Source organism: Flavobacterium zhoui, assembly GCF_042787235.1.
GTDB lineage: Bacteria > Bacteroidota > Bacteroidia > Flavobacteriales > Flavobacteriaceae > Flavobacterium > Flavobacterium zhoui.
Genome location: NZ_JBHZPY010000006.1, coordinates 97,619 through 115,447, shown reverse-complemented (window position 1 = coordinate 115,447; position 17,829 = coordinate 97,619). Strand labels below are relative to the sequence as shown.

Sequence of the window (17,829 nt, the reverse complement as noted above, 5' to 3'; positions counted from 1 at the left end):
TGAAATCTGAAATCGTTAATCAAAAATCAAAAATTCAAATGACTTTAACAGAAAGAGACAGCCAGTATCTTTGGCATCCTTATACACAACACAAAACTGCAGCATTGCCAATTGCCATTAAAAAAGGGGAAGGGGCTTTACTGTGGGACGAGAATAACAAAGAATATATAGATGCAATCGCTTCCTGGTGGGTGAATCCTTACGGTCATTCAAATAAATTCATTGCCGATGCGATTTACAAGCAACTCACAACATTAGAACACGTTCTTTTTGGCGGATTTACTCATGAGCCAGCTATTTTGGTTGCAGAGAAGTTGATTGAAATTTTGCCTAAAAATCAGCAAAAAGTTTTCTTTTCAGATAATGGCTCTACGGCTGTTGAAGTGGCTATCAAAGTTGCATTGCAATATTTTTTCAATAAAGGAGAAAAGAGAACTACTATAATTGCTTTCGAAAATGCTTTTCATGGTGATACATTTGCAGCAATGGCGGCTAGCGGAATTTCATTTTATACTCAGGCTTTTCAAGGAATGTTCATTGATGTGGTTCGGATCCCGGTACCTTTAGAAGGAAAAGAACAGGAAAGTTATGATGCACTGAACAAAGTAATAAAAGATAATAACTGCGCTGGTTTTATTTATGAACCACTGGTTCAGGGAGCAGCAGGAATGGTGATGTATGAGCCAGAATCGTTGGACCAATTAATCCGAATTTGTCAGGGAAATAAAGTGCTGACGATTGCTGATGAAGTGATGACCGGTTTTGGAAAAACGGGTAAAACTTTTGCAACGGATTATCAAATAGAAAAACCAGACATGATGTGCTTGTCAAAAGCGTTGACCGGAGGAACAATTCCTATGGCGATAACCACTTTTACCCAAGAAATCTTTGCGGCTTTTTATGATGATGATATTAATAAAGCATTATTTCACGGGCATACATTTACGGCAAATCCTACGGGTTGTGCGGCGGCTTTGGCAAGTATAGATTTGTTGCAAACCGATGAGATGCAAGTTAATATTGCTCGGGTAAATCAAAATCATTTGGACTTTCAGGCACATATAAAAAGCCATCCAAAAGTAACCACAACAAGAGTACTGGGAGTCATTTTTGCTTTAGAAATAAAAACCGAAAGTGCCACCAGTTACTACGGAACATTGCGCAATAAACTATATGATTTTTTTATTGAGAACGGAATAATTCTGCGTCCTGTTGGGAACATCGTTTACATTCTGCCTCCATATATTATTACTGATGAGCAATTAGAAAAAGTGTATCAAGTGGTCGAAAAGGCTTTAGAAATAGTATAAATTTATAACAATAAAGGTATGTTTTGAAAGTATAAATTTTTAAATCCCGTAAATTTCAAAAAAAACTTCGCGACCTTTGCCTTTAAATAAAAATAGCATTTTGTCACAAACAATCTCCATAACCGCCATTGCTTCTATTTCACCGTTAGGGAATACTCCAGAAGTGATTTGGCAAAATTATCTTAATCAAAATCATTGTTTTACGGAACATGATTTAGACAATAAAAAAACCTATGTTGCGGCTTTAGATACTAATTCTGAACAAGTTATTGCTGACTTAAGAGAATCAGATAATAAATATAAATCGTTAGATAAATCTGTTTTGTATGCTATGGCGGCTTCAAGGAAAGCGATAGAAAATGCAGGTTGGACTCAGAATGATGTATTCGGAATCAACATTGGTTCTTCTCGCGGTGCCACTGATTTATTTGAAAAGCATTATCAAGAATATTTAGAAACGGGGAAAGCGCATACACTTGCTTCTCCTACAACAACTTTAGGTAATGTTTCCTCATGGGTCAGCCATGATTTGCAAAGTTCAGGTCCTGAAATTTCGCACTCCATTACTTGTTCTACGGCTTTGCATGCTATGCTAAACGGTGTGGCTTGGCTTCGATCCGGAATGGCTGATAAATTTCTGGTTGGTGGGAGTGAAGCACCATTGACAGATTTTACAATTGCGCAAATGCGGGCGTTGAAAATTTATTCCAATAGTAAAGAAGATTATCCAAATCGTGCGCTTGATTTAGAAAAAAAACAAAGCACTATGATTCTTGGTGAAGGTGCCGGAGTTTGTTGTCTCGAAATTGGGGAAAAAGAAAATGCCTTGGCTTACATTGAAGGAATTGGTTATGCCACCGAAATTTTGGAGCATAATATTTCCATCTCAGCGGAAGCGACTTGTTTCCAGAAATCAATGAAAATGGCTATGCAAAATACGGATTTATCGCAAGTTGATGTGATCGTCATGCACGCACCAGGAACGATAAAAGGTGATTTAACTGAATACAGAGCTATTGAGAAAATCTTTGGTGAAACACTTCCTTTATTGACTACCAACAAATGGAAAATCGGGCACACTTTTGGTGCATCGGGGATTTTGAGTTTGGAACTGGCTATTATGATGATGCAACACAATAGGTTCATCGGAGTTCCTTTTGCGGAAGCACAATTACAAACAAAACCTATTAGAAAAGTATTGATTAATGCGGTAGGTTTTGGTGGAAACGCGGTAAGCGTACTTTTGAGTTTGTAGTTTAGCTGGCCTTTTTTAGTCTTCCTTTAATTTCTCCAACTCTTTGACTTTTTCAAAAACTAAATTGCTTTCAAATCCTTTGCGAAGCATATAATCACAGAATTTCTTTCTTTTCTTCATCAGATTGGTTTCTCGTATGGATTGCCAGTGGCGTTCTGCCAATGTGTGAAAAGTTGTTGCATATTCTTCAGGGGAGATTTCCTTTAGTGCAATATTGATTAGAGTTTGTGTTATTTTTTTTGACTTTAATTCGTTTACAATTCTGATTTTTCCCCAATTTTTGATTCTGTGTTTTCCTCTGGCAAAACTGCATGCAAAACGTTCTTCATTGAGAAAATTAGCACTTATAAGATGTACCATTATGGAGTCAATTTCGTCCGAATCCATTTTCATACTTCTCAATTTTTGTATCACTTCCTCATGACAGCGTTCTTGATAGGCGCAATATTGTTCTATTTTTTGCAGAGCTGCTTTTATGGAATAAACTGGGTTCATGTGTCGGTTTTAAAATGGTGAATTTAAGTATTTATTGTTGATTTAAAAAGATAGAATTTTGAAAACAAATTAGAATCATCCTAAATGGTTTTTTAGTTTTACATAGATAACGACTTGGTTTTATTTGAAAAATAGCTCGTCAAATGACTTAAAATCAGCAGTGTAACAGGTATCGATGCAAGTTATCGATTTTATAGGGTGTTGAATTTCTTTTTTATTTACTTAGTGTAACATCTATAAATGATTTCCCCAAATCTATACTATTATGAAAATAAATCTACTATCTACACTAGCATTAGTGTTAGCGCAAACATTTTTTTTATCAAACTACTGTAAACTAATGATTTACAAAATCTGAACTATGGAATCACGTCTCTTCTTGGCATGGAATTTCATGGAAAACACTATCGGTAAATTCTTTTCAACGATACCCAGATTCGTTTTCTGTCGCTGCAGAATCGGTTTTAATTGGGCATGGCGATACAATCCCTTTACAGCCTGTAATTGGGCTCGTCAAACCAGTTGATTGTAGTTCGTCTGGAAGTGTTGAACTTAGTGGTTTGCCTACAGGAAACTGGATAGTTAATCCCGGCGGAATAAGCGGTAGAAGAACAAATATGACAATTACGGATTTAGCTGTCGGTTCTTATTCCTTTACCGTTGTAGGAGAATCTGGTTTTACTTCCTCCGATACAACGATCGGAAATGTCATAATAGCTGATAAATTCTCCTCCACATGGACAGGCTCTTAGTCAAATGGAATTCCAACGATAAACAGAACTGTTATACTTGCAGGGAATTACGATATGACTACAAATCCCAACATAACAGCTTGTAATTTAATCATTAGTACTAGAGTGTCACTTACTATTACAGAAGGCAAATTTGTTACTATTCAAAATAATATAGCGGTTAATGCAGGAGCAATTTTAAATATAACAAATGAGGGATCTTTGGTAATGGTAAATGATTCCGGGATAATTGCTAATAACGGAACAATAAAAGTAAATACAGCCACAGCTCTTTGTGAAAAATCAGATCCTACGTATTAGTTTCTGCGCAAAAAGAGTTGCACATTACGGATAGAATTATTAATTAAGATTTGATTGTTTTTTAATACTATTTTGATATATTAAAAATTGATTTGTTATACACTAATGGAGTTTTTTATTTAGTAAATATTTAAAAACATGCGTTTAATCGGATTGTTTTGTACTTGGTCGTTTATATTGGTGTTATTTGAAAAATGAATCGATATTGCAACATTAGCTAATTTCCTTTTTTTTTTTGGTTAAAAAACCAACTAAATATTGTTGCATTTAGCGTAAAGAAAATGTGAAATAATACGATATGAAAAAAAAATACTCTGAAACTAAAATACATTTATTGTCATTAAAACCATCAACAACAATTCGTTTGCTGTTGATGGTTTTATTTGTTTGTTTGTTTTCGAATGTTGTGAGTGCCGCAACAATTACAAGTAATGCCGTTACTGGAAATTGGAACGCCAATTCATCATGGGTTGGAGGAGCAGTGCCAGGTATAAGTGATAGTGTAATCATTGTTTCGGGTGCAGTTATTTCGCTTACCGCAAATCTCAATCAGACGGGTGATGTTACCATAAATGCAGGTGGTACTTTGTCGGATGGTGGTAATACCTTTGGAATAAAAAACAACTTAAATCCAGGTATGACTATTAATGGAACCTTTAAGGTGACCATAAATAATGGCTTAAATAAAAATGGAGCGGGTAATAATCCAACTGTGATTGTCAATGGCGGGGGGTTGATATGGTTAAGTTCTACCACAGCTTCGGTAGGAGTAAACCTTTGGGCTTTTAACCCAAGCAGTATCGTAAAATTAGATGCCGCAGGACCACAAACTTTGGATAATTCATTTGTAGGGGCTGGTATAGATTTCTTAATTTTAGCTGGTTCTGGTGTTAAATCATTAGGAGAAGCAACAACTGTGAGTCAGAATTTATCATTGCAAGGAACGGCAACCCTTAATCTTAATGGCTTTGCTTTAACCTATAGTAACGGGTCCATTTTAGAATATAGTGGTTGGACTGGAACTACTGGTTCCGAATGGCCTGCTTCTTTTTCAACAGCAACAGGTGGTATACAAGTTATTAACAATAGTACTGTTACATTAAATCAAAACAAGACATTATCTTCAATTCCTTTAACCATAAAAGGAGGTTCAATCTTGGCAAATGGTGGATTCACTCTCACTGCTCCTACAAGCTTAACTCTTGAATGTGGCGCATCAGGTTCTACCTTATCTGGAACAGGGATGTTAACTTTGGGAGGAAATGTTACTGTAAATAAAATTACGGGTTCCGGAGCAGGCGCTAGTATTAGCTGTCCCGTTGCTTTAGGTGCAACACGAACTTTTTTAGTGGCTGACGAAACAACTTCGGTGAATGATTTAACGCTAAGTGGTATAGTGAGTACTGCATTTGGTATAACGAAGGATGGCTTAGGAACATTGACACTATCAGGAACTAATACCTACACTGGTGTAACCACTGTCACATCAGGTATTGTTAATGTAAAAAACAACAGTGGTTTAGGAACAACTGCTGGTAGTACAACTATTGCTAATGGCGCAGCAATTCAAATAGACGGTAACGGACTAAATATTTCAGAACCGATTAATACGCTTATAGGAACGGGTGTAAGTTCTGGAGGAGCGTTACGTAATTTGGCTAATAGCAATACTTGGTCAGGAGCTATAACACTAGGTAGTGGTGGAGCAAGGATTAATTCTGACGCTGGAACACTTACAATAACAGGTGGTGTTACAGGTGCTACTTTACCGCTGACAATTGGTGGTTCAGGAAATACAACATTTAGTACTGCTGCGATTGCGACAACCACAGGAACAGTTACGAAGGACGGAAGCGGAACGCTGACTATGAGTTTTGCCAATACATATACGGGTACTATAACAGTTAATGCGGGAACTGTAACTCCTACGGTTGGGCAAACTTTTGGTAGTGATGTGGTTATAACAGATGGGACTTTTACAGGAGGAAGCCTTACCCACAATGTGGCAGGAAACTGGACTAATAATGGCACTTTTACCACTGGAACTAGTACCATAAACTTTAACAGTACTGCTACGGGGAAAACGATCTCAGGAACAGCAGGACAGTTTTATAATCTGACATTCAACGGAGTTAATGGGGGCTGGGCTGTTAGCAGTAATTTAGATGTAGCCAATGCATTGACCGTAACGAATGGCGCTGTTCGTATGAATGGTGTTTTGACAGTTGCTGGTACCGCAGCTATACCAGCGGGGGGAGGAACGCTGACTCTTGAAAATAATGCCAGTTTAGTGCAAACCAATTATACTGGAGTTAATGCTATTAATATAATTGTAAAAAGAAATTCGACGCCTATCATTAATGATGATTTTACGTATTGGTCATCCCCAACAAGTGGATCTCAAACGTTGTTGAATTTTTCTCCAAATACGCAAGCTGATAAATATTTTGAATACAATAATGACTGGTCAAATGTAAATGCTTCAAATACATCCTTTGCGCCAGGAATTGGTTATGCAATTCGTTCCCCTGAAGGAATAAGTACTAGTGTTGCAGCAAGTGTGTCTTTTCAGTTTACTGGGGTTCCTAATAATGGTACAATAAACGTACCGGTGACTGTAAGAACATCAGGACCAGATATTGGAACTGGAGAACGATTGATTGGAAATCCATATCCATCTGCACTAGATGCGGATGCTTTTATAGATGCAAATATCACCACGGGTACGGGTACAAAAACAATTTCCGGAACATTGTATTTTTGGACACACAGTAATACTTTAACTGGCAATAACTATTCAGCTACGGATTATGCAACGTATACTAAATTGGGAGGGACTGGCACCGCTAGAGTACTTACCGGAACCGGGAACAGGAATGTCCCGACGAAATTTATTGCTTCAGGTCAAGGATTTTTTGTAGAAGTAGATGCTCCAGGAAATGTAACTTTTAACAATACGATGCGAGTTGGGGCGACTGGGACTAACACTAATTTTTATAAAATAACAAGCAAAAAAACTGATTCATCACAGTCTCACAGAGTATGGCTTAATTTGACAAATAATTCTGAAAATTTTAGTCAGGCACTCGTTGGTTATGCGGCTGAAGCTACAGATCAATATGATCCAGGTTACGACGGAACATCTTTTGGTGGTGAAACGTACGGTTTATATAGCCTTCTCCGAACGGATGAGCTGACTATACAAGCAAGAGCTTTGCCATTTGTAGAAGCTGATACGGTTCCTTTAGGTTATAAAGTTAATGTTGCGGGTAATACAACAATCAGTATCGACCATGTTGATGGAATGTTTCTTAATGATCAAAAAGTATATCTTGAAGACAAATTATTGAACGTAATTCATGATATCAAATCTTCCCCTTACAGTTTTAGTACTGAAGCCGGGACTTTCAATGACCGTTTTGTATTGCGATACACTGACAAAACGCTGGGAACAAAAGATTTTGACTTGAATGACAATACGGTTTTAATTGCCAAAGACAGAAATGAACTAAAGATAAGATCATCATTGGAAAATATAAAAAGAGTTACGGTATTTGATTTGTTAGGCAGAAAAGTGTTCGATAAACAGGCTATTGATACTAATGAATTCCGTACTTCAAATACTACTGTAAATAAGCAAACGGTAGTAGTAAAAGTTGCTTTGTCGAATGGTAAGGTGATTTCTAAGAAAGTTATTTATTAGAAGAAAATAATTGAGTTAAATTTTTAAAAAGTCCCATTCTGTCTCTGCAGGATGGGGCTTTTTATGTTTTGGAGTTTGCAAAGGAGAAATATATTTATTTTTTATTTATGGTAAATATCACTAAATGTGGGTATTGTTATATGCAAGGTTTTTCCTTATTTTTGCTTCCCTGGTATTAATAGACCTGTTGATAAATTAAAATTTATGAAAATTAAAATACGATTTATTGGAATTTTTTTCATAAGTTTTTTAAACAACGCTTTTGGTCAGGCTATTTTTGAAAATAGAATTATAGGCGCAGATCCGGGTTTAGCAGTACTTCCAACACATTATGTCACTGGACAAACGTTTGATCCTAATATTACGGTTTCAGGAATAAGTAAAGGAAGTGGATTAAACGGCAATGGAGGGGATAACAGATACAACGCCAAGGATTGGGATTCATCAAGTTTGGATACCAATGATTATTTTGAGTTCACCATAACCCCAAACGCCGGCTATCAAATTAATTACGCGAAATTTATTTACAAGGCTCAAGTTTCTGCTACTGGTCCTGCGAATTTTGTTTTCAGATCTAGTCTCGATAATTATATAGCAAATATTGCCACTCCCATAATTCCTAATAGTGCATCTGAAGTAACACCGATAGCAGTAGATTTATCTGCTTTTCAAAGTATTACAACCCCAATAACTTTCCGGTTCTATGGTTGGGGAGGGACAAATACTTTGGGAACTTTCAGTATTAATGATTTTATATTTAATGGCGTCGTTAGCTGCGCTACTACAGCTCCTAGTGTAGGTCCGGTTACGCAACTAAACTGTACCGTTGCAACAGGTACAATAGAATTGCAAGGTTTGCCTGCATCAGGATCGTGGAATTTGTACCAAAATAACGTACTGATTGTCACGGGAGGGACCGGCAGTACAACAACAGTTTCTGGCCTGTCAGCTGGGAATTACTCCTATAAGGTTGCTGTCAGTTCCTGCATGTCATTAGCATCTTCCATTGTTTCTATTGTTTCTCTTACAACAAGTTGGAACGGTATTGCATGGTCAAATGGCATACCAACTTCTACAAATACAGTTTTAATTGATGCTAATTACACCACGGATGCTTCACATCCTAATATAATTGCCTGTAGTCTGATTGTCAACAGCCCTAATGCTCTGACGATTGAAAATCAATATTTTGTCACCATTCAAAATAATTTAGTTATAAATACAGGCGCTACCTTAAACATAAAAAACCAAGGTTCATTGGTAATGGTAAACGATTCAGGTACGGTCACTAATAATGGGACAACCACAGTAAACAAAACGACAACCCCTTTTGAGAAATTTGACTATACCTATTGGTCAACTCCTGTCGCATCTACGGCAATCAGTAATAGTGCGGGGACTCCGTTTGCAAACTGGCGGGTAGACCACGCTTATGAATTTATGCCTCAAAATTTTTTAGATGTTGCACCAGCAGATGGTTTTGATGATAACGAGGATGTTTGGTCATCCGCAACTTCCATGTCTCCTGGAAAAGGGTACATTATTATGGGAAGAACCTGGGGGACTTTTCCTGCTACCGAAACCGTAATTTTTACAGGAAAAGTAAACAATGGTATAGTGAAGTCGCCAGTTTTCTTGACTCCAGGAGGTGTTACCGATGATGATTGGAATTTAGTAGGGAATCCGTATGCCTCAGCTATTTCTGCGGATGCTTTTATAAATGCCAATACAAGTACTATATCTCAAAGTGCTATAGAAGGAACGTTGTATTTTTGGACACATAAAATGGATATTTCTGCCAGTAATCCAGGACCGGATGCGTATAATTTTTCTTCAGATGATTATGCCGTATATAATTTAAGTGGAGGTACAGGGACGCAAGGCAGTTATGTAGGAGCGATAAACGGAACGGGAGGTGTAGAACAATCAAACAAACCATTAGGATATATCGCTTCTGGGCAAGGTTTTTTTGTAGAAGCAAGTGTAAATGGCAATGTAATATTCAACAATTCGATGCGGTTGTCTGCACCTGTCGCCGCAAATTCCCAGTTTTACAAAACTTTACCAGTGAAGGACAAAATTGTAGCCAAAGATCGAGTTTGGCTGAATCTGGAGAATAAAACAGGGATGTTCAGCCAGCAATTGATTGGTTACTTTGACAAAGCTACCAATGGATATGATAATGGGTATGATGGACTATTAAATGATGGGGGTAATTATATTAATTTTTATTCCTTCATCGATGAGGGAACTTATAAAATACAAGGGAAATCGGCATTCGACGAAAAAGATGAGGTTCGTTTGGGTTATTTTTCTGCAGTGGCAGATACATTCGACATCAACATCGATTCCAAAGAAGGAGTTTTCTCAGACTCTAATGTAAATATATTTGTTGAAGATAAATTATTGAATGTTATACATGATTTGAAGAAAGAACCCTACAGTTTTACGACCGAAAGCGGGACTTTCGATGACCGGTTCGTATTGCGATATACCGATAAAATTTTAGCTACCGGCAGTTTTGAAAAACCGGGAAACACGGTTTCAATCACTAAAGACAGAAATGAATTAAAAATAAAATCAGCACTTGAAAATATTAAACGAGTTACGGTATTTGATTTGCTGGGCAGAAAAGTGTTCGATAAAGAGGCCATTGATACTAATGAATTCCATACTTCAAATATTACTGTAAATAAACAAACGGTAGTAGTAAAAGTTACTTTGTCGAATGGTCAAGAAATTTCTAAAAAAGTTATTTATTAGAAATATTTGACAATTTTATAAAGCATTAAAAAATCCCATTCTGTTTAGCAGGATGGGATTTTTAGTGTTTAATGATGTTTTTAAGAGTGTAATAAATGCTTAGCTAAAATTCTTATTTGTCGTGCTTAATGCTTTTTCATTTTTGTAATCAATCCATTTTTGGCCTTTTCTTTTTTTCATAAAATTATCAATATGTCGCATGATAAATACATTATATGCAGCTTTTGATAATTTAATAATGCTTCTGGGAAAAGCCCTTAAGCTCATAGAAAAGCCTGGAGTTTGGTATTTCATATAATGCCAGTATCCTTCTGGCATGTAAAGCATTTCACCGTGTCTTAATTCGGTGACATAACCTTTGGCTTGCTTCAAAGCAGGAAATTTGTCAAAATCAGGATTGTCAAAATCAATATCTTCTCTTGAGATTAGAGAGAAAGGCACTTTGTATAAATAGGGTGTTTGATCTGGCGAAAATAAAACACATCGCTTTTTTCCATGGAAATGAAAATGTAAAATATTCGAATAGTCGATATCATAATGCATAAAAACTTTCGAATTTTCACCTCCAAAGAATAACATAGGAAGTTGTTTTACAAGCCTTAATCCTAGATTAGGCCAAAGGAAGTCCTTTTTTAACAAAGGCACTTCTTGTATTAAATTATATAGAAAAATCCGGAAGTTAGTCGGTTTTGAATTAAGAAGATCAATATAATCAGACATCTTCATGTTTGCGTGTGCCTCATTAAATCCATCTTTGTACGAAACGGGGCGGTCGTCATATAACGGGACAATTTTATCGCCAGCGATCTCTTTGATATATTTCAAACTCCATTTTTCATAAGCAGGCCAATCAGATGTTAGTTGCTCTACTACAACAGGTTTTTGTTTTTTTACAAAATTGGCATAAAAATCTTCTTTTGAAATGGTTTTTACACGTTCAATTTCAGTCAGTTGTAATGGCATACTAAAATATTTAAATTAAAAAAAAACTCCTAGTGTAAACTAGGAGCAAAATTAATAAAAGCTTTATGCAAAGGTAACTGAAATCTCTGTCATATTATTTTACATTAACTTTCCTTTTTGGAAGCTTCAAGATTTCTCTCGATTGTATGTCCTGGTCTTGACCATTTTGGCTTTTCACCTAACGGTGTAAATTGAGAATCTACGGCCTCAACAGTTTGAGGTTGAGAAACTTTAGTAAATGCTTTTTGCGGATTCAAACCCAACATTTCAAACATTTTCATATCTTCATTTACGTCGGGATTTGGGGTCGTCAGTAATTTATCACCTGCAAAGATTGAGTTAGCACCTGCAAAGAAGCACATAGCTTGACCTTCACGACTCATATTCATTCTTCCTGCTGACAAACGCACTTGTGTTTCCGGCATGATGATTCTCGTGGTTGCTACCATTCGTATCATTTCCCATATTTCCACTGGTTTTTCTTCTTCCATTGGAGTTCCTTCAACAGCGACTAGTGCATTTATTGGCACTGATTCTGGCTGCGGGTTCAAGGTAGATAGAGCCACTAGCATTCCAGCTCTGTCTTCAATACTTTCTCCCATTCCAATGATACCTCCACTACAAACGGTAACGTTGGTTTTACGAACATTCTCGATAGTTTGCAAGCGGTCTTCAAATCCACGGGTTGAAATTACTTCTTTGTAATATTCTTCTGAAGTGTCTAAATTATGGTTGTAAGCATATAATCCAGCTTCTGCTAAACGATGTGCTTGGTTTTCAGTGATCATTCCAAGTGTACAACACACTTCCATGTCTAGTTTATTAATCGTGCGAACCATCTCAAGGACTTGGTCAAATTCTGGGCCATCTTTTACGTTTCTCCAGGCTGCTCCCATACATACACGTGATGAGCCGCTTGATTTTGCTCGCAAAGCTTGTGCTTTAACTTGACTAACGGACATTAAGTCATTGCCTTCAACATCAGTGTGATATCGTGCCGCTTGTGGACAGTAGCCACAGTCTTCCGGGCATCCCCCTGTTTTTATAGATAATAAAGTAGATACTTGAACGACGTTAGGATCGTGATGTTCTCTATGTATAGAAGCTGCTTCAAAAAGCAAATCCATCATAGGTTTATTATATATTGCGATAATCTCGTCTTTCGTCCAGTTATGTTTTGTAATGCTCATCGATACAATTTTTTGATGCGCCAAAAGTAATCAAATTGTTCTAAAGAAGCAATTTAATAGTTTTTAAAAAGCCAAATGAGAGCAATTAAAAAAGCAATGGTTAATCAGTTGAAAGCTTGTTGTTCCAGTATAACATCAATAACATGGTGACAATTACGGATGATGCCATTCCTTCAAATAGCAGGCAAATGGAGTAGGTGGTTACCGATGGGTTTCCTCCAAACAAGAAGGTTTTTGATAAGGACTGTACATACGCATCACCGCCTTTCGAGTAGCTGTATATCACTAGGGCTACGATGCTTAAAAACACACCAATAAGCGATGTTATCATTGCGGATACAGCATTAGATACAAATTCTTTTTTGCCTTCAGAAATGTTCATTTCGAGCGTTCTGTTGACTCCATAAAAAATAAAGACGACGTTCAATAATCGTAAATAGAACAAATCAGCAAGGCATAAAACATTCATTAACAGAAAAAAAATTCCAATTCCGATAAAAGTAATACTTCCGTTTAATAATTCTTTTGGTAATTTCATAGGGCTGTTTTTTTTTAAATGGTTTCGAAAAAAGAAATGGTATATTTCTTTTTTAAATAAAAAAAGCGACTTCTAAATTAAATTTAATGCTTGTCTGAAGCATAACGGGTTTCCCAGATTAGCAGCAGGATAAACGTAACTATTACAGCCGATACTATTCCTTCAAAAAGTAAAGAGATGGAATACGTCATTACTGACGGGTTTCCTCCGAATAAAAAAGTTTTTGACAATGATTTTACAAATGCATCACCACCTTGCGCATAACTATAAGCAATAAGTCCTAAGATACTTAGAAATACACCTGTAAAGGAAGTGAGAAGGGCTGCGACAGCATTAGGAACCAAGATGACTTTGCCTTCCATGAAATTGGTTTTTAAAGTTCTATTGGTTCCGTAAAAAACGAATAAAACATTAAATAAACGCAAGTAAATCAGATCGGCAAGGCCCAAAACCTCCATTAATAGAAAATAAGCACCGATTCCGATGAAGATAATTAATCCATTTGAAATTTCTTTTGGCAGATTCATACGACTAGTTTTTAAAGAATTAAAAAAAGATCTCATTGAGAAACAATACATTGCTTATCAAATTTACAGAAAATATGCCAATATTTTATAAAATAGTTTAAAAAGAATTGTTGCGAAAACTATGGTTTGTTTAGGTAAGCTTTTGCAGTTGATGCATCTTTTTTCAGTTGCGCTTTTAAAAAGGATACCGATTCGAATTTTTGCTCAGAGCGAATTCTGTGTGAAATGGAGACACTTATTTTTTGGTCGTATAAATCGGCGTCGAAATCAAAATAATGAATTTCTATGGTCTGATTCTGACCGCCAACAGTGGGGTTGAAGCCAATGTTCATCATGCCAAAAACAGTTTTTTGATTGATAATACTTTTTACTATATAAACTCCATTTTGTGGAATTAGTTTATAATTTTCTTCGATTTGTAAGTTAGCAGTAGGGAAGTTTATTGTTCTCCCCAATTGTTTTCCTTTGACTACAGTACCAGTTAGGAAATATTCGTACCCCAAATATTTATTTGCCAAATCCATGTTACCTTCGAATAATGCCTTTCTGATTTTGGTTGAACTTACCGAAATATCATTTATTTCCTGAACGGATATTTGTTCTACCTCAAAATCATATTCTTTTCCAAAAGCAATAAGATCATCAATGTTAGCCGTGCGATTTCTGCCAAATCGATGGTCGTGACCTATAATTATTTTTTGAATATGAAATCGGTCTACAAGGACGGTTTTCACAAACTCTTCAGCGGTTAATCTGGAAAAAGTCTCGTCAAAAGGATGAATAACCAGATTGTCAATTCCATTTTTCTCTAGTAAAAATATTTTTTCATCAATAGTATTCAGTAATTTTATATCAGAATGTTTCTGTAAAACCATTCTGGGATGAGGGAAAAAAGTAAGGACTAAACTTTCGTAGTCTTCGTTTTTTGTTTTTTGTATAACCCTTTCCAGAATTTTTTTGTGACCAATATGAACTCCGTCAAAGGTGCCCAAAGTAAGGATAGTCTTTTTTGCGGAACTGAAATCGTTTATAGAATGAAAAATCTTCAAAGCAAATGTTTTATAATAGTGCAAATTTATACTATCTAGATTAAATGTAACTGTTTGAGTAATTGATTTTCGACAGATTTTTGCAGATAGATTCCATTTTTCAAATAAAATTAATAAATCAATGCACTAAATTTATTTTTTTGTTTAAAATAATGGACAATGAACTTCAACATTAACAGAAATGATTTAATTTTGAACATTAATTAATTCTACTCATGAAAAAAATTATACTATTCTTTATAATTGTTGTTTGTTATTCAACTATGAATGCGCAAAATAATTCTCCTTGGACGAGAGTTAATCTGGACAATAATACTGTTTCGGATAGAAAGAATGTAGCGATGGATCCAGCGGACGCATTGTTTTTTAAATTTGATGACGTGGTTTTGAGGCAATCGTTGCTTTCCTTGGAAAATAAAACATCCAAATTAAATAGAGTCGAAATCTTAATTCCAAATAAAAATGGGAAATTAGAACAGTTTTCGGTTTGGGAATCTTCAAATTTTGAACCGGAGTTACAGGCTAAATACCCTGAAATCAGGGCTTATGCTGGAATTGGAATTACAGACAAGAAAGCATCAATAAATTTTAGTCTGTCGCCAAACGGAATTCAAACTATGATTTTGAGAGCTGATGAAGGTTCTGAGTTTATAGAGCCTTATGTCAAAGAAAAGAATATTTACGTACTTTTTGATTCGAAAAACAGAGATAAAGGAAATTTACCTTTCAGTTGTAAAACAGAGGATTTGGCTTTAAATAAAAAATTATTAAATGTAACCGGCAAAATTGCAGCTAATGATAGAGTTTTTAAAACTTTGCGATTGGCCTTGTCTTGTACGGGGGAGTATGCTTTTTATCACAGGGCAATTAAAGGAAATTCGTTTGGAACAAAAGCCGATGCTTTGGCAGCTATGAATAATACTATGGCTAGGGTAAATGGGATATTTAATAAAGATTTAGCCGTGCAATTGGTTATTATTGCAAATGATACGGATGTAATATATACGGATTCAGCCACTGATCCATATTCAGATGCAGCTACCGGATTAAAAACGATTGCGGGTTGCAGCAGTACTACTAATGATTGTCCTGGAACTTGGAATAATGAACTACAAACTACGTTAACTAGTGCTATTGGAGGATTAAATTATGATATTGGTCATTTATTTGGAGTTTCAGGAACTTCAGGAGGGGGAGGAAATGCAGGTTGTATTGGGTGTGTTTGTGAACCACTTAGAAATACAGATTCTACTCCAGTTTATAGTATTGGAAAAGGAAGCGCTTTCACATCGCCTAGTGACGGTATACCACAAGGAGATACGTTTGATATTGATTTTGTGGCACATGAAATGGGGCATCAATTAGGCGCTAACCACACCTTTTCGTTTGATAGCACGGAAAGAACTGGAGTAAATGTTGAGCCTGGAAGCGGTTCTACGATTATGGGTTATGCAGGAATTACAGTTAGTTACGATGTCCAAGCTAATTCAGATGATTATTTTGCCTATGCAAGCATTAAGCAAATACAAGATAATCTTTCTGCAAAAACTTGCCCTGTTAGTACGATACTTACTAATAGTCCGCCAACAATTAGCGCGGGTTTAGATTATACAATACCTAATGGTACCGCTTTTAAATTGACCGGTACTGGTTCTGATATCAATGGCGATACTGTTTCCTATTGTTGGGAGCAAAATGATACGGCAATAGCGCAAGGTGGAGCAGATAGTTTTGCTGTTCCTACAAAAACAGATGGGCCTCTTTTTAGATCAATTTACCCTAGTAGCTCAAAGGTTAGATACATGCCTGCTTATAGTTCCGTTTTATCTAATCGATTGACCTCAGCATGGGAATCTGTAGCTTCTGTTGCCAGAACACTACATTTTACTTTAACAGGGAGAGACAATGCTGCGCAGGGTACTGCACAAACGAATACAGATGAAATGATAGTAAATGTAAGTGGAACAGCTGGGCCATTTGCTGTAACCTCGCAAAACACGGATAATTTAAGCTGGGCTAAGGGATCATCACAAACAATAACATGGAGTATGAATGGTTCTAATGGTCTACCTGGATCAGCAAATGTAAATATTAAACTATCTACAGATGGTGGTTTGACTTTTTCTACACTTTTAATTGGCAATACGCCAAATGATGGTTCAGAAACTATTATTGTTCCCAATGTTGCAGCTACAAATTGTAGAATTTTGATTGAGCCAACAGCAAATATCTACTATGCTGTAAACAGCAAAGCATTTGCTATAGGATATTCTGTCACTTCTTCTTGTACTACTTATGCTTTTGCAACTCCTTTTAATATACCTGATAATTCAACTATTTCTAAAACTATAAATATTCCAGCTTCAACAGAAACAATTGTCGATGTGAATTTTGCTGTTAGTTTTTCCCATAAATATTTATCAGATGTACAGCTAGAAGTGGTCAGTCCAACAGGTACGATTGTAAAGTTGTTCGATAGAAGTTGTGGCGCTTCTAATAGCAGTTTGATATTGAATTACGATGATGCTGGAGTAGCGCTTGCTTGCGGGACAATTATAGCCCAAACTGTGATTCCATTTAATCCTTTAGCGGCTTTTAATGGGCAAAGTAAACAAGGCGTTTGGACATTTAGAGCCAGCGATACTCAGGTTAATGATATTGGTAAAGTAGATTCAGCGGCTATTACGATTTGTACACAATCGTTTACACTTGCGGCACCTGAATTTGAAATTAATGATTTTGTTTTGTATCCAAATCCAAACAAAGGGAATTTTAACATCCAGTTTACAAGCAACTCTACTGATGGAGTGAAGGTAATAGTCCATGATTTGTTGGGCAGAAAACTATTTGAAAATCAATTTAAAAACAAGTCGAATTTCAATGAAAATATTCAACTGAAAAATGCACAGCCCGGGGTTTATTTATTGACAGTAATTGATGGAAATAGAAAAGATGTCAGAAAGATTGTGATTGAATAATCAAAA

13 protein-coding genes are annotated in these 17,829 nt (G+C 36.1%); 7 read left to right on the top strand and 6 right to left on the bottom strand.

From position 1 onward, the window contains the following. Positions 1–38: 38 nt before the first annotated feature. Together bioA and ACFX5F_RS08810 are read left to right on the top strand one after the other, a co-directional pair. On the top strand, positions 39–1,310 hold the full coding sequence (gene bioA / locus ACFX5F_RS08815; protein WP_379851695.1) for an adenosylmethionine--8-amino-7-oxononanoate transaminase: 1,272 nt from the start codon (positions 39–41) through the stop codon (positions 1,308–1,310). A 100-nt stretch (positions 1,311–1,410) separates the two neighbouring features. Beyond that, positions 1,411–2,565, top strand: a complete 1,155-nt coding sequence (locus ACFX5F_RS08810; RefSeq protein ID WP_379851694.1) for a beta-ketoacyl synthase N-terminal-like domain-containing protein — start codon at positions 1,411–1,413, stop codon at positions 2,563–2,565. A gap of 15 nt (positions 2,566–2,580) precedes the next feature. On the opposite strand, the gene ACFX5F_RS08805 is transcribed toward ACFX5F_RS08810, so the two are convergent. Then, entirely contained in the window at positions 2,581–3,060 is a 480-nt protein-coding gene (locus ACFX5F_RS08805) for a regulatory protein RecX (RefSeq protein ID WP_379851693.1), read from the bottom strand. Positions 3,061–3,620: 560 nt separating this feature from the next. Between ACFX5F_RS08805 and ACFX5F_RS08800 the strand changes: the two genes are divergently transcribed. The 4 genes from ACFX5F_RS08800 to ACFX5F_RS08785 all read left to right on the top strand — a co-directional run bounded on the left by ACFX5F_RS08800 (position 3,621) and on the right by ACFX5F_RS08785 (position 10,578). Continuing rightward, positions 3,621–3,812 (top strand): hypothetical protein, encoded by a 192-nt coding sequence (locus tag ACFX5F_RS08800; RefSeq protein WP_379851692.1) that lies wholly within the window; start codon positions 3,621–3,623, stop codon positions 3,810–3,812. 9 nt (positions 3,813–3,821) lie between these two features. Beyond that, a complete protein-coding gene (locus tag ACFX5F_RS08795) occupies positions 3,822–4,112 on the top strand; it encodes a DUF8693 domain-containing protein (protein WP_489753079.1) in 291 nt (96 codons plus the stop codon). A 298-nt stretch (positions 4,113–4,410) separates the two neighbouring features. Further along, positions 4,411–7,815 carry a DUF8693 domain-containing protein gene (locus tag ACFX5F_RS08790; protein WP_379851690.1) on the top strand — a complete coding sequence of 1,135 codons (3,405 nt, stop codon included), beginning with the start codon at positions 4,411–4,413 and terminating at the stop codon, positions 7,813–7,815. Between the two features lie 204 nt (positions 7,816–8,019). Further along, positions 8,020–10,578: a DUF8693 domain-containing protein gene (locus ACFX5F_RS08785; protein ID WP_379851689.1), complete on the top strand. Its 2,559-nt coding sequence runs from the start codon at positions 8,020–8,022 to the stop codon at positions 10,576–10,578. 99 nt (positions 10,579–10,677) lie between these two features. Here the strand turns inward: ACFX5F_RS08785 and ACFX5F_RS08780 are convergent, their stop codons facing one another. From ACFX5F_RS08780 to ACFX5F_RS08760, 5 genes are all read right to left on the bottom strand, one after another. Further along, on the bottom strand, positions 10,678–11,541 hold the full coding sequence (locus tag ACFX5F_RS08780; protein WP_379851688.1) for a cupin-like domain-containing protein: 864 nt from the start codon (positions 11,539–11,541) through the stop codon (positions 10,678–10,680). Between the two features lie 104 nt (positions 11,542–11,645). Further along, positions 11,646–12,731 carry a biotin synthase BioB gene (gene bioB / locus ACFX5F_RS08775; RefSeq protein ID WP_073204988.1) on the bottom strand — a complete coding sequence of 362 codons (1,086 nt, stop codon included), beginning with the start codon at positions 12,729–12,731 and terminating at the stop codon, positions 11,646–11,648. 100 nt (positions 12,732–12,831) lie between these two features. Then, positions 12,832–13,269 (bottom strand): hypothetical protein, encoded by a 438-nt coding sequence (locus ACFX5F_RS08770; protein ID WP_379851687.1) that lies wholly within the window; start codon positions 13,267–13,269, stop codon positions 12,832–12,834. An 83-nt stretch (positions 13,270–13,352) separates the two neighbouring features. Continuing rightward, a complete protein-coding gene (locus tag ACFX5F_RS08765) occupies positions 13,353–13,796 on the bottom strand; it encodes a hypothetical protein (RefSeq protein WP_073205796.1) in 444 nt (147 codons plus the stop codon). A 119-nt stretch (positions 13,797–13,915) separates the two neighbouring features. Next, positions 13,916–14,845, bottom strand: coding sequence for a bifunctional riboflavin kinase/FAD synthetase (locus ACFX5F_RS08760; protein WP_379851686.1), 930 nt, complete (start codon positions 14,843–14,845; stop codon positions 13,916–13,918). 215 nt (positions 14,846–15,060) lie between these two features. Here ACFX5F_RS08760 and ACFX5F_RS08755 point away from each other — a divergent pair, with 215 nt between their 5' ends. Further along, positions 15,061–17,823 carry a zinc-dependent metalloprotease gene (locus tag ACFX5F_RS08755; protein ID WP_379851685.1) on the top strand — a complete coding sequence of 921 codons (2,763 nt, stop codon included), beginning with the start codon at positions 15,061–15,063 and terminating at the stop codon, positions 17,821–17,823. The last annotated feature ends 6 nt before the right edge of the window (positions 17,824–17,829 follow it).

Coding starts and splice junctions, on each gene's coding strand:
- bioA (WP_379851695.1), top strand. CDS start 39: ATGACTTTAACAGAAAGAGACAGCCAGTATCTTTGGCATCCTTATACA.
- ACFX5F_RS08805 (WP_379851693.1), bottom strand. CDS start 3,060: ATGAACCCAGTTTATTCCATAAAAGCAGCTCTGCAAAAAATAGAACAA.
- ACFX5F_RS08790 (WP_379851690.1), top strand. CDS start 4,411: ATGAAAAAAAAATACTCTGAAACTAAAATACATTTATTGTCATTAAAA.
- ACFX5F_RS08785 (WP_379851689.1), top strand. CDS start 8,020: ATGAAAATTAAAATACGATTTATTGGAATTTTTTTCATAAGTTTTTTA.
- ACFX5F_RS08780 (WP_379851688.1), bottom strand. CDS start 11,541: ATGCCATTACAACTGACTGAAATTGAACGTGTAAAAACCATTTCAAAA.
- bioB (WP_073204988.1), bottom strand. CDS start 12,731: ATGAGCATTACAAAACATAACTGGACGAAAGACGAGATTATCGCAATA.
- ACFX5F_RS08770 (WP_379851687.1), bottom strand. CDS start 13,269: ATGAAATTACCAAAAGAATTATTAAACGGAAGTATTACTTTTATCGGA.
- ACFX5F_RS08765 (WP_073205796.1), bottom strand. CDS start 13,796: ATGAATCTGCCAAAAGAAATTTCAAATGGATTAATTATCTTCATCGGA.
- ACFX5F_RS08755 (WP_379851685.1), top strand. CDS start 15,061: ATGAAAAAAATTATACTATTCTTTATAATTGTTGTTTGTTATTCAACT.